Consider the following 24,827-nt stretch of genomic DNA (forward strand, 5'->3'; position numbering starts at 1 on the left):
ACTTCAAGGCAGCAGCGCCTCTTGTGTCTTCAAGTAGTGATCTCTTGGAGGCACAAGATGCTCTGCCGTCAGACGGATCAGGCGCTCCCTCGACCCCTCCCCCTGCGCCAGTACCGCCAGCAACTCGTGATGCTCCTGTTGGGATTGCAGCTGACGGTCTCTGGACATCAGCGTTCCAAATCGAATCGCATGCGTTTGGCGGGCGAAGTCTTCGATGGATTGCGACAAGAAAACATTGCCGCATTGAGCAAACAAAAGCCGATGAAACTCCTGGTTGGTTCGAAAAATGCCGCGCGGATCCTGTTGCTGGATCGCTGCGTCGTGCCCGGCCTGAATGCGCCTGAGTTGCTCCAGGGCATCACGGTCCAGAGGCAGCGCAATTCTGCGCATCGCCTCCAGCTCGAGCAGCTCTCTCATTTCATAGAGATGAATGACTTCATCTCTGCTGAAAGCCTTCACCATGGAGCCAATATTGCGTCTGCGCTCAAGCAGGCCAGCGCTTTCGAGCTGAGCCAGCGCGTCTCGCACCACATGGCGTTTGGCTGCGAACCTTTCCATCAGCTCGTCTTCAACAAGACGCACTCTGGGAGCCAAGAGGCCCAGAACAATATCTTCCTCCAATGTCGCGGCAATCATGGATGCACCGTCCTCGGATGGACGGCGCTCCTTGGCAAAAGCGCCCGTCGGCATATGAACTTAACTCCTTGGAATCGAACCCTTGCGCTGCGTCGCAGTCAAGAAATCAAAGTCTGCGCCACGATCAGCCTGCAAAACAGTTTTCTTGAACAGATGCGCGTAACCACGCTCTGCCGCAGGAACTTGAACAGGCTTGGCATTCTGACGCATAGCCAGCTCTTCCTCACTGACCATCCATTCAATACAGCGCTCGCGCACCGACAGGCGAATTCTGTCCCCGGTTTGCACCCAGGCCAGGGGACCGCCAATCGCCGCCTCGGGCGTCACATGCAGGACGATGGTGCCGAAAGCAGTGCCACTCATACGGCCATCGGAGACACGCACCATGTCTTTAACGCCTTGAGCAGCGAGTTTCTTGGGAATGGGCAGGTAACCCGCTTCAGGCATCGCCGCTGCTTTGGGACCGATATTCTTGAGCACCAGAACATCCTCGGCCCGAACATCCAGCTCGGGCGAGTCGATACGGGCGGCCAAATCCTCCGCATTCTCGAAGACGACGGCACGGCCCTCATGCTCCATCAGCTCGGGGTTGGCCGCGGACTGCTTGATGATGGCTCCTCCTGGAGCAAGATTGCCGTGCAGCACGGCAATGCCGCCCTGTGGATACAAAGGGGCATCCAGAGTCTTCACCACATGCTGCTTGAAGCCGGGACCTGCCGCCTCCAGTTCCTCGCCCAGGGTACGCCCCGTCACGGTCAAAGCATCCAGATGCAGCAGGGGCTTGAGCTCTCGAAGCAGGGTATGCATGCCGCCCGCGGCATGAAAGTCCTCCATGTAGTGGTCGCCGGACGGCTTGAGGTCGAGCAACACAGGAGTATTGCGGCTCATGACGTCCAAGGCCTTGAGATCCAGCTCGTATCCCAAACGACCTGCGATCGCGGCCATATGCACGATGGCATTGGTCGAGCCTCCCATGGCCAGCAGCACGCGCATGGCGTTCTCGAAAGCAGCTGGCGTGAGAATCTTGTCAATGCTCAATCCTGTACGCGCCATGTGCACGGCCACCTCACCGGATCGTTCAGCAATCCGGATGCGGTCGGCAGTGACCGCGGGAGGCGTCGCACTGCCTGGAAGGCCAATTCCCAGAGCCTCTGCGATACAGGCCATCGTGCTGGCAGTGCCCGCCACCGAGCAGGTGCCCACACTGGCGACGAGCTGATTGTTGACGTCGGAGATTTCCTCCGCATCAATTTCTTCGGCACGGAATTTACCCCAGTAGCGTCGGCAATCGGTGCAGGCTCCCACTCTTTCGCTTCGATGCGATCCGGTGAGCATGGAGCCGGTCACCAGCTGAACCGCCGGCAGTCCGACCGAAGCCGCGCCCATCAGCTGAGCCGGCACTGTTTTGTCGCACCCCCCAATCAGCACGACCGCATCCATGGGCTGCGCTCGCAGCATCTCCTCAGTGTCCATGGACATGAGGTTGCGCAGATACATGCTGGTCGGCTGGGAAAAGCTCTCGTGCAAGGAGATGGTCGGGAAGTCCATGGGAAGCCCACCGGCCATCAGGATGCCGCGCTTCACCGCCTCAATCAGTTGCGGCATGTTTCCGTGACAAGGGTTGTAGGAACTGCCGGTGTTCGTGATACCGATCACAGGCCTGTCCAGCGCCTTGTCGGTATAGCCCGCTCCTTTGATGAAGGCCTTGCGCAAAAAAAGAGAGAAGCCGCGATCACCGTAGTTGGTGAGTCCTTTGGAGATGCCGCTCGATGCGGCTTCCGGATGAATCGTGGCTTGCAGGTCTGGCTTGTTCGTCATGGAAGGGTTAACCATTGTTGATGCATTGATTATTAATAATATTATTGATTAAAAGAAAAATCGAGCGCTCGAACAAGAAAGCGCATACCTGAAAACCCTAAGGAGACTTCATGAAACCCACAGAACCCGTCAATCCGGGCATGCGCCACCGCAAGCTCGTTAACCTGCTTGCAACCGCCCTCGTCGCAGCCGGCGCATCGGGAGCAGCCATTGCGCAGACCGACTACCCCAACAAACCCGTGAGGCTGGTGGTTCCCTATGCACCGGGCGGAGCGACCGATGTCATCGGCCGCGTTCTTGCCAAGCAGCTTTCAGATGCGCTCGGGCAGCAGTTCGTCGTCGATAACCGTGCCGGAGCTGGTGGCAGTCTGGGGGCGGGTCAAGTCGCCAAATCACCTGCCGACGGCTACACCTTGCTGATGGGCGCCTTCACGAGCCACACCATCAATGCAGCGCTAACGCCTGCGGTGACTCCTTTTGACATCCACAAGAGCTTCGCTCACATCTCGGTGGTTGGCAGCGTTCCGCTGGTATTTGTGGTCAATCCCAATGTTCAGGCGAAATCCGTCAAGGAACTGGTGGCCCTTGCCAAGGCCAGCCCTGGCAGCGTCACCTTCGCTTCCGCAGGCAATGGCTCGCCCCAGCATCTCTCGATCGAGATGTTCAAACGCCAGACGCAGGTGGAAGTCGTTCATGTGCCCTACAAAGGCAGCGGCCCCGCTCTTTCCGACCTGCTCGGCGGTCAGATCAATGCCATGATTGACACCGTTCCTGCCGCACAAAGCCAGATCAAGGCAGGCAAGCTCCGGGCCTTGGCCACCACAACCAAAGAACGCGTCGCCTCGGTTCCAGATATCGCTACTGTGGTGGAAGCCGGATTTCCAGACATGCAGGTCAGCTCCATGTTTGCACTCTCGGCTCCCGCAGGAACGCCAGTTGCAGTCATTCAGAAGGTCAATTCGGCGCTGAAAGTGATTCTGTCCAAGCAGGATGTCAAGGACTCCATGCTCGCCCAGGGCGCCATTGCCACCTACACCACGCCTGAAGAGTCGGCCAAGATCATCAATGCCGAGTACGCCAAGTGGGCCAAATTGATCAAAGATAGCGACATCAAGGCTGAATAAGCCCAGATGGCGGAGCTGCAAAAAGCTGCAGCTCCGCTACCTATACTGCGGTGGTGGAAGCCAATCTATCAACCAAAGACCTGAGGGCGGTGGTCGCTCTGAGCCAGACCAAGAGCTTTGGCCAAGCCGCCCTCCAGGTTCACCTTTCGCAGTCTGCGCTGTCGGCCCTGATTGCGCGTGTAGAAGCCCAGATCGGGGCAAGACTGTTTGAGCGCACCACTCGCGCCGTCGAGCTGACCGATGCGGGCCATGTCTTTATCGCCCATGCCCAGGAGATCTTGCGCGACACGCAGCGTGCCTTGCGCGCCGTGACGGACACCGTACAGCTCAGAACAGGTTCGGTGACCGTTGCCGCACTTCCCTCTCTGGCCGCCTCGCTGCTGCCAAAGGTCTTTGCCGAATTCACGCGGATTCACCCCGGGGTGCGCCTTGCCTTGCTTGATACCTTGTCGGGCCCGGCGTTTGATCTCGTTCGTGATGGCAAGGTCGACTTTGCGCTCACGGCAGCCGATCCCAAACAGGAAGACCTCGCCTATGAGCAACTGATGGAGGACCAGTTCTTTCTCATCTGTCCCGATGACCATCCTCTTTCAAAGCAGGCAGGCCCCGTCCCGATCGAGACCACTCTGGACTATCCGCATGTCTCCATGCCCAGCTCTGCCAGCGTCCGCCAGTACATTGATGCGAATCTGCTCTCAAAAGGGCTTTACTTTGCTCCTGTCTTTGAAGTTGACCATATTGCAACCATAGGAGCTCTGGTCAGCGCGGGCCTGGGGATCAGTGCATTACCCGAAACTGCCATATCGCTGCTACAGGCCGACCGCCTCGCGCAGATTCCTTTGTCGGCTCCTGGAATTCAACGTCCCTTGGGCATGGTGATGCGCCGCCACGCACCTCGAAGCTCGGCGGCTAGGAAATTAGAGACATTAATCAGAGCGAACCTGCACAACCTGGCCTCTCATTCCAGCTAGAGCACTGCTCCAGATGCCGAAAAAGGCCGGCGTCGAAGGGAATGCAAAGAATTCTCCATGAATCGCTACTGGCCGCCTGCGCCATTAGAAAACCAACAAAAGCTGTGGGAACTTTGTCTTTAGCACTCTCTCTAACGGAGTGCTAATATGAAGATCATGGAAGAAAGGAAACCTGCAATGAAAACTGCCTCCGGCTCCATTGCTACTGCCTTGGCGCCCGCGAACCCCTGGGCGCTGGTACCTCCGCTGGGCAACCTGGATGCCTATATCTCGGCGGTCAATCGTATGCCAATGCTCACCCTTGAGGAAGAGCAGGACTACGCTCGCAAGCTCAAAGAACACAATGATCTGGACGCCGCCGGGCGTCTGGTGATGTCTCACCTGCGTCTGGTCGTCTCCATCTCGCGCCAGTACCTGGGTTATGGCCTGCCTCACGGCGACCTGATTCAGGAAGGCAATGTGGGACTGATGAAGGCTGTCAAACGCTTCGACCCCGATCAGGGTGTGCGTCTGGTCAGCTACGCCATGCACTGGATCAAGGCGGAAATCCACGAATACATTCTGAAGAACTGGCGCATGGTCAAGGTCGCCACGACCAAGGCCCAGCGCAAGCTGTTCTTCAATCTGCGCTCGATGAAGCATGACCTGAAGTCCGACGCCGCCATGGCCGACGATGAACTGGCCCTGCGCGAAACCCTGACTTCGAACGAAATTGACGCTGTCGCTGCCAAGCTCAACGTCAAGCGCGAGGAAGTCATCGAGATGGAAACCCGTCTGGCCGGCGGCGATGTGCTGCTGGATCCTTCTCCCAGCGACGACGGAGAGCAGGCCTTCGGCCCCATCGCCTACCTGGCCGATGCCAGCCACGAGCCTACCGCCATGCTGGAATCGCGTCAGCGCGATCATCTGGCGACCGATGGTCTGGTCATGGCCCTAGAGGGCCTGGATGACCGTAGCCGCCGCATCGTTGAAGAACGCTGGCTCAAGGTCAATGACGACGGCTCCGGCGGCATGACACTGCATGAGCTGGCTGCCGAATATGGCGTGAGCGCCGAGCGCATTCGCCAGATTGAAGTAGCCGCCATGAAAAAGATGAAAAAAGCGCTGGCCGAGTTTGCGTAAACGCCAACTTGCGCACCAAGTCATTAAAAGGCTGAAATGCTGAACCTCAAACCCGGATAATTTCCGGGTTTTTTATTTTTCGGAATCGATGCATGTTTTCATGCACACCGATCACCCATCAAAAATTCAAAAGAGACCTGCCATGCCTATTCGCACTTCGCAAATTCTGAAGAGTCTGTCCCGCCGCAGCCTGATTGCTGCAGGCGTCGCCATGATGGCGACTGCCATGGCTCCGGCCGCCGTGGCGGCTGACAACTGGCCCGACAAGCCCCTGCACCTGATCGTGGGCTTCCCTGCTGGCTCCTCGCCCGATCTGAGCGCGCGCGCACTGGCCGAGCCTCTGGAAAAAAAGCTGGGCCAGACCATCATCGTGGAAAACCGTGTGGGTGCAGGCGGCAATATCGCCGGTGAATACGTGGCCAAGGCCGACGGCTATACCTTCAGCGTGATGATCAACGGCAATATGACCATTGCCAAGATGCTCAACCCCGCTGTGCGCTATGACCCCATCAAGGATCTGCAGCCCGTGAGCCTGATCGGTGTGGCGCCGCTGGTACTGGTGGCCCCCTCGTCGGCCCCTCAAGGCAAGGCCTTCATGGAAGCGGCCGCCAAGGCTGGCGACAAATGGAGCTATGGTTCTCCCGGCGTCGGTACCGTGGGCCATCTGGGCATGGAATTGCTCAAGAGCCGCTCGGCCATCAAGGCCGTGCATGTGCCCTATACCGGCTACCCACAGGTGTTCAACGGCATTCAGGGTGGCGATTTGAAGCTGTCCATGCTGCCTCCGGCACTGGCCATGGCGCAGATTCAGGCCGGCAAGCTGCATGGCATTGGCGTGACCTCTGCCGCACGCAGTCCGCTGGCTCCCGGCCTGCCCAGCCTCAAGGAACTCGGCGTCAACAACTTCGACCTGGAAATCTGGAACGCCGTGGCAGCGCCCAAGTCTATGCCCAAGGCCCATGTGGACAAGCTGGCGGCGGCCGTCAGCGAGATCGTGCGCACACCAGAAATGCGCCAGAAGCTGTCCATGCAAGGCTGGCAAGCCGTGGGCAGTTCGCCTGAAGGCCTGAGCAACCGCATCCAGCAGGACGTAAAGGCGCTGGGCACCATCATTCGCGAGCAGGGCATCACGGCGCAGTAAACACGCCCCCTGAGCCGCTTTGCGGCTTCCCACGAGGGGGACCGCAGCCTCGCTGCGCGGCGGCGCTTGCTCGCTGTCACGCAGATGAGGGGCGCCAGTTCTCCTCCATCCCACACGCTGAAGCTACTCCGGGTATCAACGAGAGCTACCGCGGCGTCCTTTATCATGCGCCCGACAGGCATGGGTTTACGCTATGCCGTCGGGCGCATTGTCGTTTCTGGGGCTGCGCCACCGCTTTTGGAGCCTTCATGGACGCTGGTACCTGGTTCACACAGCTCAATGCCTGGCAAGTCATGGCTTTGGGTCTGGTTTTTTTCGGGGGTATTTATCTGCTGGGCGGCCTGCTCATGGGCGCTCTGACAGCATTTCTCGCCCGAGCGGGCATCGGCAGACCACTGGATACGCGCCCGCTCAAGCCCGATCAATTGCAGCGCGAATGGCGCCAGTCCTTTCATTCCATTCTGATCTTCGGCATCGGCATGATCGTCCCCTGGGGCTTGCTGCAGCTGGGCTGGGCGCAGCTCTCGCCCACGGCCAGCGCCGGACGCATTGCTCTTGAGATCTTTACGCTGCTGATCTGGAACGATGTGCACTTCTGGATCAACCATCGCCTGCTGCACACCCGCCGCCTGGTGCGCTATCACGGCGACCATCATCGCTCCGTGGTGACCACGCCCTGGTCCACCTACAGCTTTCACCCCATCGAAGCGCTGATGCTGGGCAACATCATCTTGCTGCCCATGCTGGTGCATGACTTCTACTTCTGGTCGCTGGCCTCGGTACCGGTGCTGAGCCTGATCCTCAATCTGATCGGCCATTCCAACTACGATTTTTTCCCCAAGGTCTCCGACACGCACCCACTGGCTGCCAGCCGCCGCCACCATCTGCACCACGCGCGCCCCGCTGGCAACTATGGCTTTGCACTGGCCTTCATGGACCAGATCATGCGAACGCGGGTCACGGACAGCGTTCCCCAAAGCCCTCGTCGCTGAATGAGCAGGCACCGCTATCCCGCCCTGCGTCATTGGCGCGACTGGCAATCCGTCTTCTACATGCTGCTGCTGCCGCTGCTGGTATGGTGGCAATGGACGCAGGGCTTCAGCTTCATTCTCTACGGCGTCGAGCTGTTTCTGACCCTGGGTGTGGGCGTGATCCACCACAACCACACCCATGCGCGCATGTGGCGGGGGCGCTGGACCAACCGCCTGACCGATTACTGGCTGACCCTGCTTCAAGGCCATCCCACCTTTGTGTTCTGGCCTGCTCATGTGGCCAACCACCACCGCTTTCGCCACGGACCGTGCGATCTGGCGCGCACCTACCGGCCCGAATGGGGTGGCGATACCAACCATCTTTGGGGCTACCTGATTCACCCGGTGCAGGCGGCTTTCGTGCTGTACCCGCTGTTCTTTCGCTGGCTGAACAATCTCCGTCGTCACTGGCCCGGAGCGTTTCGCTACTGCATGGGGCAATACCTGCTGTGGCTGGGCAGCTGGGGTTTTTTTCTCTGGCTGGACTGGCAAAAGGCCCTGATTTTCATCATCGTTCCCCAGTTGCACGGCCTGCACTGGCTGCTGGCCACCAACTATCTTCAACATGCCCATGCCGATGGAAGGCCACTGACCAGAGCACAGCGCAATACTCCAGGTATCGAGCTGAACTACGCACGCAACTTTGAAGGCCTGGTCAACCCACTGCTTTTTAATATTGGCCTGCACACCGCGCACCATGAATGCCCGCATGCCCACTGGTCCGAACTCAGCGGACTGCATGAGCGCGTTTACCGCCAACGGGTCACTCCCGCATTGAACGAAGGTGGCCTGCTGCCTTATATGGGACGCGTGTTTGTATTGGGTCTGGTCTGGCCCGCGGCAAGAACCGAGCCGCAGATGCCGCCCGACGCTGTGAAGTAAAAAACCTGTTGAGGATCTATGCCTGTTGCCTATTCCAAGGTCTATCTGCAATCTGCCGGCATGTTTCTGCCTGGCGCCCCGGTGGACAACGCTGGCATGGATGCGTTTGTCGCACCGCTGAACCGCATCTCCGAGCGCATCAAGCGCCGCATCCTGGCCGAGAACGGCATCCAGACCCGCCACTACGCCATTGATGGTGAAGGCCAGACCGTCTTCAGCAACGCCCGCATGGCGGCGGGCGCGATCGAGGAGACCCTGGCCCTGGCTGGCAAAAAGCTATCCGACATCGGCTTTCTGTCCAGTGGCTCCTCGGGGGGCGATGCGCTGATGCCCGGCTTTGCCAGCATGATTCAGGGCGAGATGGCCGCCCCGCCCATGGAAACGCTGTCCGTGCATGGCGTCTGCGCCGCCAGTGTGGGTGCCATGCAAGCCGCAGCCCTGGCCGTGGAAAGCGGCGCCCATGCGCTGGCCCTATCGGTGGCCAGCGAAATGCCCTCGCGTCTGTTCAAGCGTTCACGCTTTGCGGCCCAGGGCTATGACACCGACTTTGACGCCCACTTTCTGCGCTGGATGCTCTCCGACGGCGCTGGCGCCGTGTTGCTGGGCGGCCCCAAGGCCCTGCCCCAGGCCAACGGACTGCGCCTCAAGCTCAAGTGGACGCACCAGCGCAGCTTTGCCGGCGACTACCCCGTGTGCATGCAGCTGGGCATGACGGCCGATCGCGGCAAAAGCCATCTGGACTTCCCTGCCTGGAGCGATGCCGAGGCCGCAGGCGCCCTGGCACTGCGCCAGGACATTCGCCTGCTGCCGCATCTGTTCGATGTCTGCATTCACGAATATGCAGCCCTGGCCCACCAGGGCTGGGTGCCCGAACGCGGCATCGACCACTTTCTCTGCCACTACTCGTCGGAGCGCTTCATTCCCGTGGTCGACGAGCTGCTGGGCAAGGCCCAGCTCAGCATTCCACGCGAGCGCTGGTGGAGCAATCTGGCCTGGCGCGGCAACACGGGTGCCGCCTCCATCTTCATCATGATGTCGGAGTTTCTGCAAAAGCAGGGCCAGAGCCTGAAAGCTGGCGACACCGTGCTTTGCTTCATCCCCGAGTCGGGCCGCTTTACCGCCGGCTACATGCTATGGGAAGTAGAGCTGGATACGCATACCCAGCAATCGATTGAGGCCAATTTTCCTCAAAAATCCGTGCAGACTGCGACGCTAGCCGATGATGCACTTCCCGATGTTTCGAGCATCGCCGCACCGCATGACCCAGCCACAGCTCCAGCTCAGCTGGCTCCATTGCTGACCGAGCTGGCCAGCATCTGGCAGGACTACCGCAGCAATGTGTGGCGCACTCCCCTGCTCCAGCGCATGCGCACGCGCCAGTTGCAGATCACCGACTATCTGCGCTGGATGAGCCACTGGATTCCCCAGGTGCGCGAAGGCAGTCTGTGGATGCGCGAAGGCGCTGCCTCGCTGACCGGGGACTACGCCACGCTAGCCTCGCTGATCGACCTGCATGCAGGTGAGGAGCAGAACGACTTCAAGATTCTGCACAGCGACTATCTGAAGGCCGGCGGCACCGAGACCGACATCAGCCGTCTGCATCGCAACCCCGGCGGCGAAGCGCTCAATGCCTATCTGCACAGCCTGGCTGCCACGCCCAACCCGATCGGCCTGCTGGGCGCCATCTACATCATCGAAGGCACGGGCCAGCGCATCGTTCCCAGCCTGCTGCCCCTGCTGCGCCAGAGCCTGCCACTGCCGCCCGATGCCTTCCGCTTTCTCGAGTACCACGGCGCCAACGACGAGAACCATCTGGAGCGCTGGCTGCTGGCCGTGCAGATGGCGCTGGAGCTGGACAGCGAAGGCACGGCCCAGCAGGCCATACTGCAGACCGCACGCAACACCGCAGCCATATACCTGATGCAGTTTCAGCATGTGCTGACCGAGCGCTAACCAGAAACAGCAAGAAGCACCGCGAGGAGCCATGAAGAACGAATTCAACGACCATGTCTGGGACGAGCGCGACCCCAGTCCCTGGCTGGCGCTCTACCTTGACCAGAGCACGCCTTTGCCCGATGACGTCAAGGCCGCCTGGCTGCGCGACTGCAGCAGCAGCTCGCGCCAGTTCTTTCTGCCCGCCATGCGGCCGCTGGCGCGGCTGTCCATGATCATCATTCAGGCGCTGAAGATCTTTCTGCCCAAGCGCTGGTCGCACTCCATGCTGCTGCACAGGCTGCTGGCCTTCGGTATGAAGAAATTTCTCTCGCCAGAGGCCAACTGGCTCATCATGCGCCACTTTCACCTGGGCTCCCAGGTACTGGCCTTCGTCGCAGCCAATGCCCCGACCAAGGTCAGCACCGCGCCCTTGATGCCCATGGAAATCGACGATGTAAAGGACGAGCTGTTTCTCAAGCACGACCTCAACCTCTTCAACTTCGTGATCCGCCTGAACAAGGCACTGCGCGAGAACGGACAGGAACTGGTGCCCGTGGCCGAGCCCGACTTCTCCATGATCCGCGAGCCCGATCTCAGGCTCGAAGACATGCCGCGCGGGCGCTTCAACGTCATTGATCTGCAAAGCGCCATCGAGCTGTACACGCCCATCTACCAGTTGCTGCTGACCGACAACGACTTCTGGCGCGCCAGCAACTCGCTGCAGCTCGACGAAACCGTTGCCATCTACTGCGCCAAGATCCTGGCCTCGCCCGAGCATCTGGTGCTGCTCAACAACAAGCACCCCATGGTGCCGCTGTCCACCCTGTATGCAGCCTACCGTCTGGTGCTGCACGGCCTCTCCACCGAGATGCTGCACTCGCTGCTGACACGCATGGCCAACGGCGAGCACCCTGTCCCCGCGCGCGAGCTGGCCAAGATGCACCGGGCCGCCGAGACGGTGATAGATCAGACCGCCGCACAAAGCTGAACCATGGACCCACGAAGCAACCGCATCACAGGCGTTCGCATCGATGAGCAGACCATCTGGCTTGCACTCGCGGACGGACGTGAACTGGCCGAGCCCATCAAGCGGCATATCCGCCTCGAAAAAGCCACACCCGAGCAACGCCTGGCATGGGTGCTGACCGATGAGGATCACGGTCTGAACTGGCCGGCACTGTGGCAGCCCTCTGCTGCAGGCATGGTCAGCGTCTGGGACCTGGATCAGGACAGTCTCTACAACCAGGCTATGGGCGCGCTGATCGCCGCCCAATGGGACATCACCCGGATATCCCCCGTCCAGCATGAGCTGGTGGCTCTATGGCGCATGGAAGCAGATATCAACAACGGCGGCTTTCTGCAGTTTCTGGGCAACTGGGGACTGGCCAACCATCAGCTCACCCTGCAGGCTCTGCAAGCCATAGGCGCGCCCATCACGTGCCAGTGTCTGCAGGACATGTTTGCGGTGCTCAAGCGCTTCGAGGAGGGGCCAGAAAATGTGGACTACTCCGATCTGCCGGCACTGCTGACGGATGCCGAGCATGAACAGTTGCAGGAGCTGGAAGAAGCCTTCTGGGACTACCCGGAGCCCCTGAACAAGCTGGTGGTCATGCACTACGGACCCGCTCAATGAAATCTGAAAACAAATCCGGCAAGACCTATTCGCTGGCGTTTCGCAAGGCTCTGGTGGACGAAGCGCTGAACCGCACACCCGGCGGCGGCTTTCCGGAACTGGAAAAGCGCCACCACCTCAAGCCCGGAACCCTGTTCGACTGGGTCGAGGAGCTGGGTCCGACACCGCCGCCCGCGCCTTTTTCCGCATTGCATTTCTGGATCGGCAATACGCCGCTGGGCGAGGCGGAGTTTGGCCGCTACTTCGACTATGCAGACAGCTACTGGGAGCTGGAAGTCGAAGATATCGAAAGCAGCAGCGAAGATGTCACAGGCTGCGGCTTCTGCCGGGACCTGGGCAGGAAGTTTCTGTTCGACGAAGACCTGCTGCTGATGATCTGGCTGCCCGAGCCTGTTCCTGTCGCCGCCTTGGTGCGCCACAGCACTCTGGACTCCGACGTATCGCTCGCGCTCATCGTGCAGGCCTGCGAGGCCCAGGGCATTCAGACGGCCAACGCCATGTTTGTCTATGCCGACCCCACCGAGCCAATCGCCGATCCGGACAAGCTCTACAACGGACTGAGCTACATAGGTCTTTTTGACGACTGACGCAATTTCGACGCTTTTTCATCTTCTTCATGCAAGACTTCATCGCCCAGATTTCGCAGCAATGGCTGCAGCTGCCGGATTGCCGGGCCGAACACAAAGACGCTGCCAGAACACGCATCAGCAGCAGCGCAGCAGCCGGCTCCATGGATGTCGAATTTTTTGTGCACCACGGTGGCAACGGCGCTTTCTCGGCCACCAGGTATGAGGAGGCCATGCAGTTGGGCGTGGAGCACAGGCTGCATGCCTGGATCACGCTGCGCGATACGGCCGGTGAAGTCATACACCATGAGGTCAGCTGCAGCCCCGGGCGCTTTGCACAGCTGCTGCATGAATGGCGTACAGCGCCTGATGCAGCGCCAGCGCAGATCACCATCCGGGCCAAGGCTTGCACGCCATCTCCCGCGGAGACTGAAGCCCGTGCCCCGTCAATGGGTCAGGACCTGAACCTCGGCCTGCTGGACCAGCTCGCGGATTCTCAGCAGGCGCTTGAACAGCTAAAGACCGATGTGTCGGCTGTCGACCTCATGCGCCTGCTTCAATCATGGCCGCGCGATGATCGCGGGCGACCTGCAGCGCGCACCACCGCCGTGCTCGCGGCCTATGGCCCCGCCACCCGCAAGCGCCAGCCCTGCCTGCTGGTTCGATCGGTGATGCAGTCAAAAATGCCCGGCTGGCAATTGCTTCTATCGTCCGAATTTCTCTACAACTTCCGCCATCAATGGAGCGATGCCCGCTGGCTGTGGTCGCCAGCAGATGCCCCCAAGGACTCTGCGCTGGAGCGCAAGGCACGCAAGCTGATGGCGCAGGGCAGGATCAGCGAGGCCTGCGCACTGTATGGCGTCGAGCTGCACGAACGCGTGCGAAGACTGGCCGCAAGCCAGTCATTCCAGCGCTTCTCGCCCGTACCAGAGCCTTGGGTGCAAGAGTTGCAAGCGGCGCTTCTGCAACTGGCACCATGGCGTCTCGCAGCGGGGCTACAACGCATCCAAGAGCATCTGACTCAGGCCAACCGCAAGCCGCCCAAGCCCGGCAGCTGGGAGCGCAAGCTGTTCTGGTTTTCGGGCCAGCGGCAGCAGGCACGCAGGGGCCCCGGTGTGCGCCTCGACAAGGAGGGCAAGCCGGTGCTGGACCTGATCGTCACCGCATCCAACGAGCATTTTCCCGAGCCTGACTGGAAGCAGTAGCCACACTCCTTGCGTCAGGCTGCCAGCCAGTCCCGCACCTGCTCGGCAGGCATGGCGCGCGAATGCAGCCAACCCTGGAAAAACTCGCAGCCGATATCGCGCAGCAACTGCAGCTGATCGGCCTCTTCGACGCCTTCGGCCACCACCTCCAGATCCAGTGCATGGGCCATATGCACAATGCCACCCATCAACCTGTCACGGCTGGGCGAGGGAAACAGAAACTCCCGCCCCAGCTTGACGCGCTGCAGCGGCAAATACTGCAGATAGGCCAGTGAAGAATGGCCGGTGCCGAAATCATCCAGTGCAATCGTCACCCCCAGCCGCGCCAGCCCCTGCAGCACCTCACACCCCTGATCGGGATTGATCATGGCCTGGGACTCGGTCACCTCCAGCTCCAGCCATTGCGGCGGCACCTGATAGCGCTGCAGACAGCTTCTGACCTGCTCGACCAGATTCACCTGCCGCAGCTGATAGGCAGAGAGATTGACCGCCACCCGCAGCGGCGTACCGGCCTTGAGCCACAGGGCGATCTGCTTGCAGGCGGCGTCCAGCACATAGTTGCCCAGAGCCACGATCTGGCCCGAAGCCTCGGCCACTGGAATAAAGCGCGCCGGACTGACATTGCCGAGCAAGGGATCATGCCAGCGCAGCAAGGCCTCCACTGCCACCACAGTGGCACCCTCGACCTTGACCTGGGGCTGGTAATGCAGCTGCAGGCCGCCATAGCTGAGCGCCATGCGCAAGCGCTCGGCCAGTTGCACACGCTCGGCCATTTCCTTGCCCATGCCGGGTTCGAAAAAAACCGCGTGGCCGCGTCCCTGGGCCTTGGCGCTGTACATGGCCATATCGGCGAAACGCATCAGGTCGTCGCCGGTCTGCGCATTGTCGGGATAGAGGGCAATGCCCACGCTGGCGCCGAAATCCAGTGCCAGCCCGTCGTGCTTGAAGGGGATGGAGAGCGCCGCCAGAATCTGCTCGCTCCAAAACCGGGCCCGGGTCGCGTTCTCGCCCACCAGCAGCACCATGAATTCGTCGCCCCCCAATCGAGCCAGAGTGCCTTCGCTGCGTAGCTGGGACTTCAGCCGCCTGGCGACCTCTCTCAGCAGTTGATCACCTGCGGCATGTCCGTAGCCGTCGTTGATGGCCTTGAAATTGTCGAGATCCAGCTGCAGCAGGGCCAGAGCCTCGCCCCCAGCCTGCGCCAGCTTGAGCTGCTCCTGCAGTTCCTGGCCGAACTGCCAGCGATTGTTGAGCCCGGTCAAGGTGTCCTTGGTGGCCTGGAACTTCAGGCGCTGCTGCATCTGATGCAGCTCCGTCACATCGCGCACAAAGGCAATCGCCAGACCTTTGTCGTCATCCCCGAAATAGCCCAGAGCAATGTCCACCGGCACGGCATTGCCCTGCTTGCGCTGCAGCCACAGCACGCCGCCCAGACCCATGGGCCGGCGCGATGGCCGGGCAAAATAGCTGCTCAGATACTGGCCATGGCCTGCCTGAAACTCGGGCGGCAGCAGCATGTCCAGCATCCGGCCTTCGAGCTCGTCGCGCTCATAGCCGGAGATGGCCAGCATGGCGGCGTTGGCCGTCACCATCTTCCCGTCACGGTCCACCAGCAAAATGCCGTCGGGCGCAGCGTCCAGCGCCTGGCGCTCGCGCCGGCTCAACATGACGGAAAGACTCACCCCCTCCTGCCGAGCCGACATGGCTAGTCCCAAGCGGCGCTGGCAATCCGCCAGCGCCAGTTCGGATACGGGTTTGAGCATCGAGGAAAAAGGGCACTCGGCCATACGCAAGCTCCAGACATCCACTCTGGCGTTCCTGCGTGCAGCCACTCCCCATGCCGCATCCACGGCCTGCATGCCCGGCTTCCGGAAGCCGGATCGAGCCTTGCCAAGTGTTTGAAGGCGCCCACTATGCGCGCGGCATCGCGGGCTCCCCTTGCGCTATATCAAACACCAACATGTAACAACAAATTTCAAAAAACTTCGGCACCCGTGGCCCATGCGGCCATGGGTGCTTTGCTTCAGCCCAGCAGTGCCTTGACGTCCTGGGTCAGCAGCTGCGGTCCTGCGCCATAGCGCTCGTAGACGCGCAAGCGGCCCTGGGGATCGAAAAGATAGGTGCCAGCCGAATGGTCCAGGGTGTAGGTGCCTTCGACCTTGCCCGGCACCTTCTTGAAGAAGATCTTGAAGTCCTTGGCCACGGCTGCAATTTCGTCGGCCGTACCGCTCAGCCCCACAAAGCTCTCGTCGAAGTTGGCCAGATAGGCCTTGAGCACCTCCGGCGTGTCACGCTCGGGGTCCAGCGAGACAAACACGGCCTGCAGCTTGTCGCCATCGGCGCCCAGCGCCTGCTTGACCTCAAGCAGCTCCTGCAGCGTGGTGGGGCAGACATCGGGGCACTGGGTGTAGCCGAAGAACACGGCCACCACCTTGCCCGAGAAGTCCTTGAGGCTGCGCTTCTTTCCGTCGACATCGGTCAGCGGAATGTCCTTGGCGTAGTCTGCGCCCGTCACATCCACGCCCTGAAATTTGGGCTTGCTATCGTCCTTGCAGGCGGTCAGTGCGAATGCGGCCGTGCAGGCCAGTGTTGCAGCGCCCATAGCGCGCAGCGCAGCTCGTTTATCCATGGTCGGTCAGGCTAGGTAGTGATCCACCAGCAGCGCGGCAAACAGCAGGCTCAGGTGGATCAGTGAAAAGCGGAAGGTCTTGCGTGCCAGCGCATCCGAGTAGTTGCGCAGCAGTGCCCAACCATAACCGCAAAAGCCCAACCCCAGAATCACTGCGGCAAAAAGGTAGAGATAGCCGCTCATGCCCACCACGAAAGGCAGCAGACAGCCGGCAAACAGCACCAGGGTATAGAGAAACACCTGCAGCCGCGTGAAGGCATTGCCATGCGTGACCGGAAGCATGGGCAGGCCGGCGCGGCGGTAGTCCTCCACGCGGTACAGCGCCAGGGCCCAGAAATGCGGCGGCGTCCAGAGGAAGATGATGAGAAACAGCAGCAAGGCCTCATGGCCGACCTGTCCGGTCATCGCCGCCCAGCCCAGCACGGGCGGCATGGCGCCCGATGCCCCGCCGATGACGATGTTCTGCGGCGTCAGGGGCTTGAGCACCAGGGTGTAGATCACGGCGTAGCCGATGAAGGTGGCCAGCGTCAGCCACAGCGTGAGCGCGTTCACGGCCAGCAGCAAGATGGCGGAACCTGCGGCGCACAGCAAGGCCGAAAACAGCAAGGCCTGGGAATGCGAAAGCTCGCCGCGCGCCGTGGGCCGCCAGGCCGTGCGCTTCATCCGCGCATCGATGCTGCGCTCGACCAGGCAGTTGAACGCCGCTGCCGCCGCGGCCACCAGCCAGATGCCTGCGCAGGCCGCCAGCATGCGGCCCCAGTCCTGCCAGCCGGGAACGCCAGGCACAGCCAGCACCATGCCGATGAAGGCGCAGAAGACAATGAGCTGCACCACCTTGGGCTTGGTCAGCGCGTGGTACTGCGCCCAGCGCGAGGAAGCCGCCATGGCGTCTGGAACAACCACTTTCAACTCCGAGATGTCTGCCTGCATGCGGCCCTCCTCGCTGACCATGATTCAGATCGCTGATAGCGCTGGCGAGAGCCGGCTATCGCGGGTTTCAACAGCTATTTCTGCGCCGTGTCTGCCGTGGCTCGCCCGGCCTCGTCCCAGGAGGCAGAGGCGCGCAGCAGCCGCTCCAGATCGCGCTTGGCCTTGCCGGCTGTGGCTTTGCCCATATCGGCAGGAAAGCGCATCATCCAGTGGCCCTGGGGATCGACCACATACAGATGCTCGTCCAGCGCATGGCCGGCCTCTGGCTTGAGCCAGTTGCCGATGACCGCAGCCGGCACGCGCAGCGTTGTCGCCTGTTCGGCCGCGGGCAGGATGGCCTCGGGCACCGGATGCTGGTCATCGATGAGCCAGACCCAGTCCAGCCGGTCTTTTTCACGGCCCAGGGTTTCACGCAGCTGGCGCTGCAGATAGAGATGATCCTGACAGCGTTGCCCACAGTCCCCGGCACTGGTGCTGATCAGCAGCCACTGGCCCTTGAGGCTGCCCAGATTCACGCTGCGTCCGTCAAGGGTCTGCGCCTGCACATCGGGCAGTCCGGGCTGCTCGGCAATCAGCTCGCCATAGCTGCGCTGCTGCGAGGGACGCAACACGTAGTAGGTGAAATAGGAGGCCAGCACTGGCGCCGCACAGACCAGCAGCACGGCCAGCATCTTCAAGCGACCGCTGCGCGCCTGCATCTGCCGTGCCTGGCTCTGCGCGGGATCGGGCAGGCTGTGGACCGCAAAGCTCAGCGGTTCATCCCTCGGGCTGCGCTGCGCGGCGGCGGGGGTAAAAGCGTCGGACGAGTTGAAACCAGACATAGAGCAACACCACCAAGACACTGAGTCCGAACCACTGAAAAGCATAGCCGTAGTGCTTTTGCACACCGGCATTGATCTGCGGCCAGTCGCGCAGCAGGCCTTCGCTGGCACTGCCGCTTTGCACCACGCTCAGGGCCAGCAGCGGCAAGCCGCCTTGCTGCGCCCACAGGGCAATGTCTGCATTCTGTCGGATGCGCGACTTTTGCTCATCAGGGTCTGCCCCGCCATGCGCCCGTTCCAGCTCCATCAGCCTGGACGGTGGCGCCTCCAGCCGGCCCTCGATGCTGACCGTGCCTGCAGGCGTTTGCACCTCTGGCAGGACCGAGCGGTCCATGAAGTTGCGCGGTGCCCAGCCGCGCTGCACGACGACAACCTTGTTCTCGTGAGGCGCACTCAGCCTGAACGGTGTGAGCACATAGAAGCCGGCCCGGCCCTGCATCTGCCGGTTGTCCAGAAAGAGGGTCTGCTCGACCAACCACTGGCCCTGCAGTTGCACGGGCCTATGCAGCAGCGTCGCCTTCTGTGCCTCGCCGGTGGATTCGGTTGCCAAAGCCACTTCGGCGGCCAGCTCTGCGTTGTGCCAGGGCTCCAGCGCCTGCTGGCGCTCGATGGCATCGAAAACAGCCTGTTTCTGCGCTGCCCGGCCCAGTTGCCAAAAGCCCAGCGATGCAGTGACGGCCACGCAGGCCAGGGCCGCCAGGGAGATCAGGAGAAACCGCCAGAGGTCTGGAAATCGGGAAATGCGCACCAGATAATCCGTTCATGAAATTCGTGATCATTCTCGCTTTTCTCGCCATCTTGGCGAGCCTTGGCAGTGCGCTGTTCTTCATGATGCGCAGGGGCGACGGAGGCGAAAGCTCGGAGGCCGACGATGCCGAACGCAGCCGCAAGATGTTTCGCGCCCTGGCCCTGCGTGTGGCGTTGTCGGTTGCGCTGTTTCTCTGCGTTCTGATGGCAGCCAAGCTGGGCTGGATACAGCCCACGGGCTGGCAGCCCGGGCAATAGCCGGTTGCACGCAGCGTTTTTTGGCACTACCAAAATAAAAGCACCTTGCGCTTTCCATTCAATGATTTCAGTGCTATTTGATACTGAAATCCATGCTGGACTTGCGCAAGGCGCTTCTATTTTTGAGTGTCTTACATCCAGTACACGAGGATGTAGAGGAAGACCCAGACCACGTCCACAAAGTGCCAGTACCAGGCTGCCCCCTCAAAGCCGAAATGGTGCTTGTCAGTAAAGTCGCCCTTCATCAGGCGGATGGTGATGAAGAACAGCATCAGCATGCCGACCAGCACGTGGAAGCCGTGAAAGCCCGTCAGCATGTAGAAGGTGGAGCCGAAAACGCCCGAGTTGAGCTTGAGGTTGTAGTCGTTGTAGAGATGGTGGTATTCGTAGCCCTGCACGCAGAGGAAGACGAAGCCCAGAATCACCGTCATCCACATGAAGCTGATGCAGCGCGCGCGGTTGTTGACCTGCAGCGCATGGTGGGCGATGGTCAGCGTCACGCCCGAGGTCAGCAGCAGCGCCGTGTTGATGGTGGGCAGCCAGAACGGCCCCACGGTCTTGAACGGCTCGACGATATTCGCGGGCGACGCCGTGGCACCGGGAGCCACGCTGGGCCACACGGCCTGGAAGTTGGGCCACAGCAGCTCGTTGGCCAGGCTGCCCAGCGCCGGCACCGAGTGCGCGCGTGCCCACCACAGCGCGGTGAAGAAGGCGCCGAAGAACATCACCTCCGAGAAGATGAACCAGCTCATGCTCCAGCGGTAGGACAGGTCGATCTTGCGGCTGTTGAGCCCGGCCTCGCTCTCGCGCGCCGCATCGCGGAACCAGACGAACAGCACGGCCAGCCACCAGACCAGGCCGAAGAACAGGGAATACATTCCCCATTCGTGGCCGTTGATCCAGGTGCCGGCACCCAGGATCACGAAGAACAGGCCGATGGCCGCCATCACGGGGTGGCTGGATTCGGCTGGCACATAGTAGTAAGGGGTTGCGCCCTGCGGGATTGCACTCATCACTCGGCTCCTGACTCTGTTGATCGTTGTTTTGACCGACGCTCCACTATCACTGGCACTGCATTCGCCACCTGCCCTCAGCCAGAGGCTAAACGACCAGGTTGACGATCCATATCAACGCTAATACCAAGGCAAAAATCGCCACCAGCCCCACGGCAATCACATGCAGCGGCGTGATGCTGGCGAAATCCTTCTCGTACTCCTTGCCCTTGCGCACGCCCAGCATGGCCCAGGCGACGGCCACGATGCTGCGCCAGAAGCCTGTCTTCTTGGCATCCTGCGTCATGAGCTGCCTCCGGGCGTGACGACTGCAGCCGTGCTGCCTTCGGGCGCTGCAGGGGTCTTGCCGCCCACCTCGAAGAAGGTGTAGGACAGCGTGATCGTCTTCACATCCTTGGAGATGCGCGGATCGATGACAAAGGCCACCGGCCACTCACGCTTCTCGCCGGGCTCCAGCGTGTACTGCGAAAAGCAGAAGCACTCCATCTTGTTGAAGAAGGCCGTGGCCTGGCGCGGCGCATAGCTGGGGATGGCCTGAGCGGCCATGCGCCGGTTCTGCACGTTCTGGAATTCATACATCACCGTGGCCAGCTCGCCGGGGTGGACCTGCACCGAACGCTTGGCCGGCTTGAAGTCCCAGGGCCCGCGTGCATTGGCATCGAACTCCACGGTGATGGTGCGGCTGGTGTCGATCTGGCTGTTGGGAGGAAGCTTCACGTCGCGGCCCGCCACGCCGGCACCGGGTACCTGCTTTTCGGACAGCGACAGGATGTTGATGCCCGTCAGCTCGCAGATATGCTTGTAGATGGGAATGAGCACATAGCCGAACGCAAACATGCCCAGGGCAACGATCGCCAGCTTGCCCACCATCTTCGCGTTTTCCTTGGCTATGCTCACCTCAAGCTCCTTCACTCGGTTGCCATCGGCCTGCCTCAATGCAGCCAGGCCATCTTCACCACAAAGCCGATAAAGAACACGGCAGCCGTTGAGGCCAGGATCAGCCCCAGCCTCCGGTTCGCCTTGCGTTGCTCCTGTGTCGTCATGTGCGCCTCCTCAACCGATCACCTTGGTGGCGGTTTCATCGAGCTTGGGAGGCGTCTCGAAGGTGTGGAACGGAGCCGGAGAAGGCACTTCCCATTCCAGTCCTTCTGCCGCTTCCCAGGGCTTTTGCGGCGCCTTTTCTCCATGGCCGCGCATCGCGGGCCAGACGACGAACAGGAAGAAATACACCTGCATCAGACCGAAGCCAAAGCCGCCCAGGGAGGCAATCATGTTGAAGTCGGCGAACTGCATGGGGTAGTCGGCATAGCGACGCGGCATGCCGGCCAGACCCAGGAAGTGCATGGGGAAGAAGGTGATGTTGAAGAAGATCAGCGAGCCCCAGAAGTGGATGCGGCCGCGCGTCTCGGAATACATCACGCCCGTCCACTTGGGCGACCAGTAGTAATAGCCGGCGAACATGGAGAACAGCGAACCGGCCACCAGCACATAGTGGAAGTGGGCCACCACGTAATAGGTGTCCTGCAGCTGGATGTCGATGGGCGCCATGGACAGGATCAGTCCCGTGAAGCCGCCCATGGTGAACACGAAGATGAAGCCCACTGCGAACAGCATCGGGGTTTCAAAGCTCATGGAGCCGCGCCACATGGTGGCCGTCCAGTTGAACACCTTCACGGCCGTGGGCACGGAGATCAGCATGGTCGCGTACATGAAGAACAGCTGACCCGTGACCGGCATGCCCGTGGTGAACATGTGGTGCGCCCAGACGATGAAGGACAGGATGGCAATCGCCGCCACGGCATAGACCATGGAGGTGTAGCCGAACAGCCTCTTGCGGCTGAAGGCAGGCACGATCTGGCTGACGATGCCGAAGGCCGGCAAGATCATGATGTAGACCTCGGGGTGGCCGAAGAACCAGAAGATGTGCTGGTACATCACCGGATCGCCGCCGCCCGCAGGATTGAAGAAGCTGGTGCCGAAGTGACGGTCGGTCAGCGTCATGGTGATGGCGCCGGCCAGCACCGGCATCACGGCGATCAGCAGATAGGCGGTGATCAGCCAGGTCCAGGCAAACAGCGGCATCTTCATCAGCGTCATGCCGGGCGCGCGCATGTTCAGGATGGTAACGATGATGTTGATCGCGCCCATGATGGAGCTGGCGCCCATGATGTGCATGGCAAAGATGCTGGTGTCCATGGACGGCCCCATCTGCAGCGTCAGCGGCGCATATAGCGTCCAGCCGGCAGCAGGCGCACCACCGGGCATGAAGAACGAGCCCACCAGCATGATGCCAGCAGGAATCAGCAGCCAGAAGCTGAAGTTGTTCATGCGCGCAAACGCCATGTCTGAAGCACCGATCTGCAGCGGCAGCATCCAGTTCGCGAAGCCCACGAAGGCCGGCATGATGGCGCCGAACACCATGATCAGGCCGTGCATGGTGGTCAGCTGGTTGAACAGCTCGGGGTTGACGATCTGCAGGCCGGGCTCGAACAGCTCGGCACGGATCAGCATGGCCAGAATGCCTCCCACCATCAGCATGGTGAAGGAGAACAGCAGGTACATCGTGCCGATGTCCTTGTGATTGGTGGCAAACAGCCAGCGACGCCAGCCCGAGGGCATGGCGTGGTGATGGTCGTCATGCCCATGGTCGTGACCATGGCCCTCATGGGTGTGGACGGGAGGAACTACGGCGCTCATATTCTTTTCTCCAATCGGTCTCTATACCCGGGGCTTACTTCGCGGCCGTGATGTCAACACGGCGTGCCTGCTGGTCCGCGCCTGCTGCAGCCGTGATGGTCTCGGGCTTGCGCAGCTCGATGCGGTCACCCGCAATGCCGCTGTCCTCCAGCAGCTTGGCCACGGCCTTGGCTCGCTCCTTGGCCAGTTCCGCGTTCTTGTCGGCGTTGCCGGTGGAGTCCACAAAGCCCGACAGGGCAATCTTGCCGTCCTTGTGTGCCTTCCAATACTCGGCCGCCTTCTTCACCGCAGCCTGAGCCTGATCGTCCAGCGCGCTCTTGCCGGTCTCGAAAAAGACCTGATAAGGGCCGGCGTCGCTGGCGGCAGCGGCTGCACCTTGCGCAGGAGCGGCTGAGTCGGCAGCCGGAGCTGCGGGTGCCGCACTGCCGCCGCCTTCAGGAAACTTGCCGCCGCGCGCAGCCACAAACTGGGCGGGCTGCACCAGCTGGCCGGTCTGGTTGCTCCAGTGGTTCTTGGCAAAGGTCACCACCGCAGCCAGCTCGGTGTCGCTCAGCTGCTTCCAGGCCGGCATGGCACCGTTGGCGCGGCCTTCGAGCACGGCATGCATCATGTCGGCCGTGGGACCCAGCACCACGGGACTGCCGTCCAGCGGCTTGATGGGACCGGCGCCCTTGCCATTGGCCTGGTGGCAGGCAGCGCAGTTGGCGGCATAGACTTTTTCGCCACGTGCCACCAGATCGGCCAGCACCCAGACCTTGTTCGGATCATCGGCCTTGGCGGCCAGCTTCTTCTTTTCCTCGGCCACCCAGGCGCTGTAAGCCTCCGCAGACAGCACCTTCACGTGGATGGGCATGTAGGCATGCTCCTTGCCGCACAGCTCGGCACACTGACCGTAGTAGTCGCCGGTCTTCTCGGCCTTGAACCAGGTGTCGCGCACAAAGCCGGGAATCGCGTCCTGCTTGATGCCAAAGGCCGGCACCATGAAGGAGTGGATCACATCGTTGGCCGTGGTGATGATGCGCACCTTCTTGCCCACGGGCACGACCAGCGGGTTGTCGACTCTCAGCAGATAGTCGCTGGGCGCGTTGCTCACATCGCCGCTGTTGGACATCTGGCGCTGTGCGTTATCCAGCGTGGACACAAAGCCCAGGCCTTCGCCCTCGCCGCTCAGATAGTCATAGCCCCATTTCCACTGGTAGCCGGTGGCCTTGATCGTGAGGTCGGCATTGGTCGTGTCTTTCTGTGCCACCAGCACCTTGGTGGCAGGCAGTGCCATCAGAATCACGATGATGAAGGGAGCCACCGTCCAGGCCACTTCCACCTTGACCGATTCGTGGAAGTTCGCGGCCTTGGCTCCCTGAGATTTGCGGTGCTTCCAGATGGAATAGAACATCACCCCGAACACCGCGATGAAGATCACCGTGCAGATGATGAGCATCATCCAGTGCAGCCAGTGCTGCTCCACGGCAATGCGTGTCACAGGCGGATGCAGATTGAGTTGGTTGACGGCAGGACCTCCCGGCAGATCCTGCGCCGCATAGGCCATGGAACTGCCCCACGCCGCCAAGGCCAAACTCCAGGGAACCAGCTTGGTGGAAATGTTTTTCATCGTTTTCACTTACCTCAAAGCCTCAGTTGTCCACTCGCTCACACCGCTTCCGCCGCTGC

25 protein-coding genes are annotated in these 24,827 nt (G+C 61.2%); 12 read left to right on the forward strand and 13 right to left on the reverse strand.

Annotated elements, in window-relative coordinates; all coding sequences use genetic code 11:
• Positions 1 to 3: 3 nt before the first annotated feature.
• Positions 4 to 690 carry a GntR family transcriptional regulator gene (locus ACLBXN_RS12445; protein WP_447612329.1) on the reverse strand — a complete coding sequence of 229 codons (687 nt, stop codon included), beginning with the start codon at positions 688 to 690 and terminating at the stop codon, positions 4 to 6.
• 6 nt (positions 691 to 696) lie between these two features.
• Positions 697 to 2,454, reverse strand: a complete 1,758-nt coding sequence (locus ACLBXN_RS12450) for an IlvD/Edd family dehydratase (protein WP_447612330.1) — start codon at positions 2,452 to 2,454, stop codon at positions 697 to 699.
• A gap of 110 nt (positions 2,455 to 2,564) precedes the next feature.
• Here ACLBXN_RS12450 and ACLBXN_RS12455 point away from each other — a divergent pair, with 110 nt between their 5' ends.
• The 11 genes from ACLBXN_RS12455 to ACLBXN_RS12505 all read left to right on the forward strand — a co-directional run bounded on the left by ACLBXN_RS12455 (position 2,565) and on the right by ACLBXN_RS12505 (position 14,064).
• A complete protein-coding gene (locus ACLBXN_RS12455; protein ID WP_447612331.1) occupies positions 2,565 to 3,578 on the forward strand; it encodes a tripartite tricarboxylate transporter substrate binding protein in 1,014 nt (337 codons plus the stop codon).
• Positions 3,579 to 3,628: 50 nt separating this feature from the next.
• Positions 3,629 to 4,549, forward strand: coding sequence for a LysR family transcriptional regulator (locus ACLBXN_RS12460; protein WP_447612332.1), 921 nt, complete (start codon positions 3,629 to 3,631; stop codon positions 4,547 to 4,549).
• A 177-nt stretch (positions 4,550 to 4,726) separates the two neighbouring features.
• Entirely contained in the window at positions 4,727 to 5,671 is a 945-nt protein-coding gene (rpoH, locus tag ACLBXN_RS12465) for an RNA polymerase sigma factor RpoH (protein ID WP_034404796.1), read from the forward strand.
• 142 nt (positions 5,672 to 5,813) lie between these two features.
• On the forward strand, positions 5,814 to 6,812 hold the full coding sequence (locus ACLBXN_RS12470) for a Bug family tripartite tricarboxylate transporter substrate binding protein (protein WP_211456894.1): 999 nt from the start codon (positions 5,814 to 5,816) through the stop codon (positions 6,810 to 6,812).
• Between the two features lie 248 nt (positions 6,813 to 7,060).
• Positions 7,061 to 7,804: a sterol desaturase family protein gene (locus ACLBXN_RS12475; RefSeq protein ID WP_447612333.1), complete on the forward strand. Its 744-nt coding sequence runs from the start codon at positions 7,061 to 7,063 to the stop codon at positions 7,802 to 7,804.
• On the forward strand, positions 7,805 to 8,725 hold the full coding sequence (locus ACLBXN_RS12480; RefSeq protein WP_447612334.1) for a fatty acid desaturase: 921 nt from the start codon (positions 7,805 to 7,807) through the stop codon (positions 8,723 to 8,725). It begins immediately after the preceding gene.
• Positions 8,726 to 8,743: 18 nt separating this feature from the next.
• Complete coding sequence (locus tag ACLBXN_RS12485) at positions 8,744 to 10,678, forward strand: iron-containing redox enzyme family protein (RefSeq protein ID WP_447612335.1); 1,935 nt, start codon at positions 8,744 to 8,746, stop codon at positions 10,676 to 10,678.
• Between the two features lie 31 nt (positions 10,679 to 10,709).
• Positions 10,710 to 11,648, forward strand: coding sequence for a DUF6999 family protein (locus tag ACLBXN_RS12490; RefSeq protein WP_447612336.1), 939 nt, complete (start codon positions 10,710 to 10,712; stop codon positions 11,646 to 11,648).
• Between the two features lie 3 nt (positions 11,649 to 11,651).
• Complete coding sequence (locus tag ACLBXN_RS12495) at positions 11,652 to 12,293, forward strand: DMP19 family protein (RefSeq protein ID WP_447612337.1); 642 nt, start codon at positions 11,652 to 11,654, stop codon at positions 12,291 to 12,293.
• A complete protein-coding gene (locus ACLBXN_RS12500; protein WP_447612338.1) occupies positions 12,290 to 12,880 on the forward strand; it encodes an immunity 22 family protein in 591 nt (196 codons plus the stop codon). The genes ACLBXN_RS12495 and ACLBXN_RS12500 overlap by 4 nt, the downstream gene beginning before the upstream one ends.
• A gap of 29 nt (positions 12,881 to 12,909) precedes the next feature.
• Positions 12,910 to 14,064 carry a hypothetical protein gene (locus tag ACLBXN_RS12505; RefSeq protein ID WP_447612339.1) on the forward strand — a complete coding sequence of 385 codons (1,155 nt, stop codon included), beginning with the start codon at positions 12,910 to 12,912 and terminating at the stop codon, positions 14,062 to 14,064.
• A gap of 14 nt (positions 14,065 to 14,078) precedes the next feature.
• Here the strand turns inward: ACLBXN_RS12505 and ACLBXN_RS12510 are convergent, their stop codons facing one another.
• The 5 genes from ACLBXN_RS12510 to ACLBXN_RS12530 all read right to left on the reverse strand — a co-directional run bounded on the left by ACLBXN_RS12510 (position 14,079) and on the right by ACLBXN_RS12530 (position 19,192).
• Positions 14,079 to 15,851 carry a putative bifunctional diguanylate cyclase/phosphodiesterase gene (locus ACLBXN_RS12510; protein ID WP_447612340.1) on the reverse strand — a complete coding sequence of 591 codons (1,773 nt, stop codon included), beginning with the start codon at positions 15,849 to 15,851 and terminating at the stop codon, positions 14,079 to 14,081.
• Between the two features lie 236 nt (positions 15,852 to 16,087).
• Positions 16,088 to 16,693, reverse strand: coding sequence for an SCO family protein (locus ACLBXN_RS12515; RefSeq protein ID WP_019044193.1), 606 nt, complete (start codon positions 16,691 to 16,693; stop codon positions 16,088 to 16,090).
• A 6-nt stretch (positions 16,694 to 16,699) separates the two neighbouring features.
• Entirely contained in the window at positions 16,700 to 17,623 is a 924-nt protein-coding gene (gene cyoE / locus ACLBXN_RS12520; protein ID WP_447612341.1) for a heme o synthase, read from the reverse strand.
• A gap of 74 nt (positions 17,624 to 17,697) precedes the next feature.
• Positions 17,698 to 18,444 (reverse strand): hypothetical protein, encoded by a 747-nt coding sequence (locus tag ACLBXN_RS12525; RefSeq protein WP_447612342.1) that lies wholly within the window; start codon positions 18,442 to 18,444, stop codon positions 17,698 to 17,700.
• Positions 18,380 to 19,192 carry an SURF1 family protein gene (locus tag ACLBXN_RS12530; RefSeq protein WP_447612343.1) on the reverse strand — a complete coding sequence of 271 codons (813 nt, stop codon included), beginning with the start codon at positions 19,190 to 19,192 and terminating at the stop codon, positions 18,380 to 18,382. The genes ACLBXN_RS12525 and ACLBXN_RS12530 overlap by 65 nt, the downstream gene beginning before the upstream one ends.
• Positions 19,193 to 19,206: 14 nt before the next feature.
• Here ACLBXN_RS12530 and ACLBXN_RS12535 point away from each other — a divergent pair, with 14 nt between their 5' ends.
• Positions 19,207 to 19,449 carry a twin transmembrane helix small protein gene (locus ACLBXN_RS12535; RefSeq protein ID WP_003051797.1) on the forward strand — a complete coding sequence of 81 codons (243 nt, stop codon included), beginning with the start codon at positions 19,207 to 19,209 and terminating at the stop codon, positions 19,447 to 19,449.
• 131 nt (positions 19,450 to 19,580) lie between these two features.
• Here ACLBXN_RS12535 and ACLBXN_RS12540 read toward each other — a convergent pair whose 3' ends face one another.
• The 6 genes from ACLBXN_RS12540 to coxB all read right to left on the reverse strand — a co-directional run bounded on the left by ACLBXN_RS12540 (position 19,581) and on the right by coxB (position 24,768).
• Entirely contained in the window at positions 19,581 to 20,462 is an 882-nt protein-coding gene (locus ACLBXN_RS12540; protein WP_003051795.1) for a cytochrome c oxidase subunit 3, read from the reverse strand.
• Between the two features lie 88 nt (positions 20,463 to 20,550).
• Positions 20,551 to 20,748 (reverse strand): DUF2970 domain-containing protein, encoded by a 198-nt coding sequence (locus tag ACLBXN_RS12545; protein WP_003051791.1) that lies wholly within the window; start codon positions 20,746 to 20,748, stop codon positions 20,551 to 20,553.
• Complete coding sequence (locus ACLBXN_RS12550; protein WP_003075489.1) at positions 20,745 to 21,359, reverse strand: cytochrome c oxidase assembly protein; 615 nt, start codon at positions 21,357 to 21,359, stop codon at positions 20,745 to 20,747. Before ACLBXN_RS12550 ends, ACLBXN_RS12545 begins: the two co-directional genes overlap by 4 nt.
• A 35-nt stretch (positions 21,360 to 21,394) precedes the next feature.
• Positions 21,395 to 21,505: a cytochrome oxidase small assembly protein gene (locus ACLBXN_RS12555; RefSeq protein WP_003075487.1), complete on the reverse strand. Its 111-nt coding sequence runs from the start codon at positions 21,503 to 21,505 to the stop codon at positions 21,395 to 21,397.
• A 10-nt stretch (positions 21,506 to 21,515) separates the two neighbouring features.
• Positions 21,516 to 23,159, reverse strand: coding sequence for a cytochrome c oxidase subunit I (ctaD, locus tag ACLBXN_RS12560; RefSeq protein ID WP_003051784.1), 1,644 nt, complete (start codon positions 23,157 to 23,159; stop codon positions 21,516 to 21,518).
• A 34-nt stretch (positions 23,160 to 23,193) separates the two neighbouring features.
• On the reverse strand, positions 23,194 to 24,768 hold the full coding sequence (gene coxB / locus ACLBXN_RS12565) for a cytochrome c oxidase subunit II (RefSeq protein WP_043003365.1): 1,575 nt from the start codon (positions 24,766 to 24,768) through the stop codon (positions 23,194 to 23,196).
• Between the last annotated feature and the right edge of the window lie 59 nt (positions 24,769 to 24,827).

The organism is Comamonas sp. C24C (assembly GCF_053345995.1).

Coding starts and splice junctions, on each gene's coding strand:
- ACLBXN_RS12445 (WP_447612329.1), bottom strand. CDS start 690: ATGCCGACGGGCGCTTTTGCCAAGGAGCGCCGTCCATCCGAGGACGGT.
- ACLBXN_RS12450 (WP_447612330.1), bottom strand. CDS start 2,454: ATGACGAACAAGCCAGACCTGCAAGCCACGATTCATCCGGAAGCCGCA.
- ACLBXN_RS12455 (WP_447612331.1), top strand. CDS start 2,565: ATGAAACCCACAGAACCCGTCAATCCGGGCATGCGCCACCGCAAGCTC.
- rpoH (WP_034404796.1), top strand. CDS start 4,727: ATGAAAACTGCCTCCGGCTCCATTGCTACTGCCTTGGCGCCCGCGAAC.
- ACLBXN_RS12470 (WP_211456894.1), top strand. CDS start 5,814: ATGCCTATTCGCACTTCGCAAATTCTGAAGAGTCTGTCCCGCCGCAGC.
- ACLBXN_RS12475 (WP_447612333.1), top strand. CDS start 7,061: ATGGACGCTGGTACCTGGTTCACACAGCTCAATGCCTGGCAAGTCATG.
- ACLBXN_RS12480 (WP_447612334.1), top strand. CDS start 7,805: ATGAGCAGGCACCGCTATCCCGCCCTGCGTCATTGGCGCGACTGGCAA.
- ACLBXN_RS12485 (WP_447612335.1), top strand. CDS start 8,744: ATGCCTGTTGCCTATTCCAAGGTCTATCTGCAATCTGCCGGCATGTTT.
- ACLBXN_RS12490 (WP_447612336.1), top strand. CDS start 10,710: ATGAAGAACGAATTCAACGACCATGTCTGGGACGAGCGCGACCCCAGT.
- ACLBXN_RS12495 (WP_447612337.1), top strand. CDS start 11,652: ATGGACCCACGAAGCAACCGCATCACAGGCGTTCGCATCGATGAGCAG.
- ACLBXN_RS12500 (WP_447612338.1), top strand. CDS start 12,290: ATGAAATCTGAAAACAAATCCGGCAAGACCTATTCGCTGGCGTTTCGC.
- ACLBXN_RS12505 (WP_447612339.1), top strand. CDS start 12,910: ATGCAAGACTTCATCGCCCAGATTTCGCAGCAATGGCTGCAGCTGCCG.
- ACLBXN_RS12510 (WP_447612340.1), bottom strand. CDS start 15,851: ATGGCCGAGTGCCCTTTTTCCTCGATGCTCAAACCCGTATCCGAACTG.
- ACLBXN_RS12515 (WP_019044193.1), bottom strand. CDS start 16,693: ATGGATAAACGAGCTGCGCTGCGCGCTATGGGCGCTGCAACACTGGCC.
- cyoE (WP_447612341.1), bottom strand. CDS start 17,623: ATGCAGGCAGACATCTCGGAGTTGAAAGTGGTTGTTCCAGACGCCATG.
- ACLBXN_RS12525 (WP_447612342.1), bottom strand. CDS start 18,444: ATGTCTGGTTTCAACTCGTCCGACGCTTTTACCCCCGCCGCCGCGCAG.
- ACLBXN_RS12535 (WP_003051797.1), top strand. CDS start 19,207: ATGAAATTCGTGATCATTCTCGCTTTTCTCGCCATCTTGGCGAGCCTT.
- ACLBXN_RS12540 (WP_003051795.1), bottom strand. CDS start 20,462: ATGAGTGCAATCCCGCAGGGCGCAACCCCTTACTACTATGTGCCAGCC.
- ACLBXN_RS12545 (WP_003051791.1), bottom strand. CDS start 20,748: ATGACGCAGGATGCCAAGAAGACAGGCTTCTGGCGCAGCATCGTGGCC.
- ACLBXN_RS12555 (WP_003075487.1), bottom strand. CDS start 21,505: ATGACGACACAGGAGCAACGCAAGGCGAACCGGAGGCTGGGGCTGATC.
- ctaD (WP_003051784.1), bottom strand. CDS start 23,159: ATGAGCGCCGTAGTTCCTCCCGTCCACACCCATGAGGGCCATGGTCAC.
- coxB (WP_043003365.1), bottom strand. CDS start 24,768: ATGAAAAACATTTCCACCAAGCTGGTTCCCTGGAGTTTGGCCTTGGCG.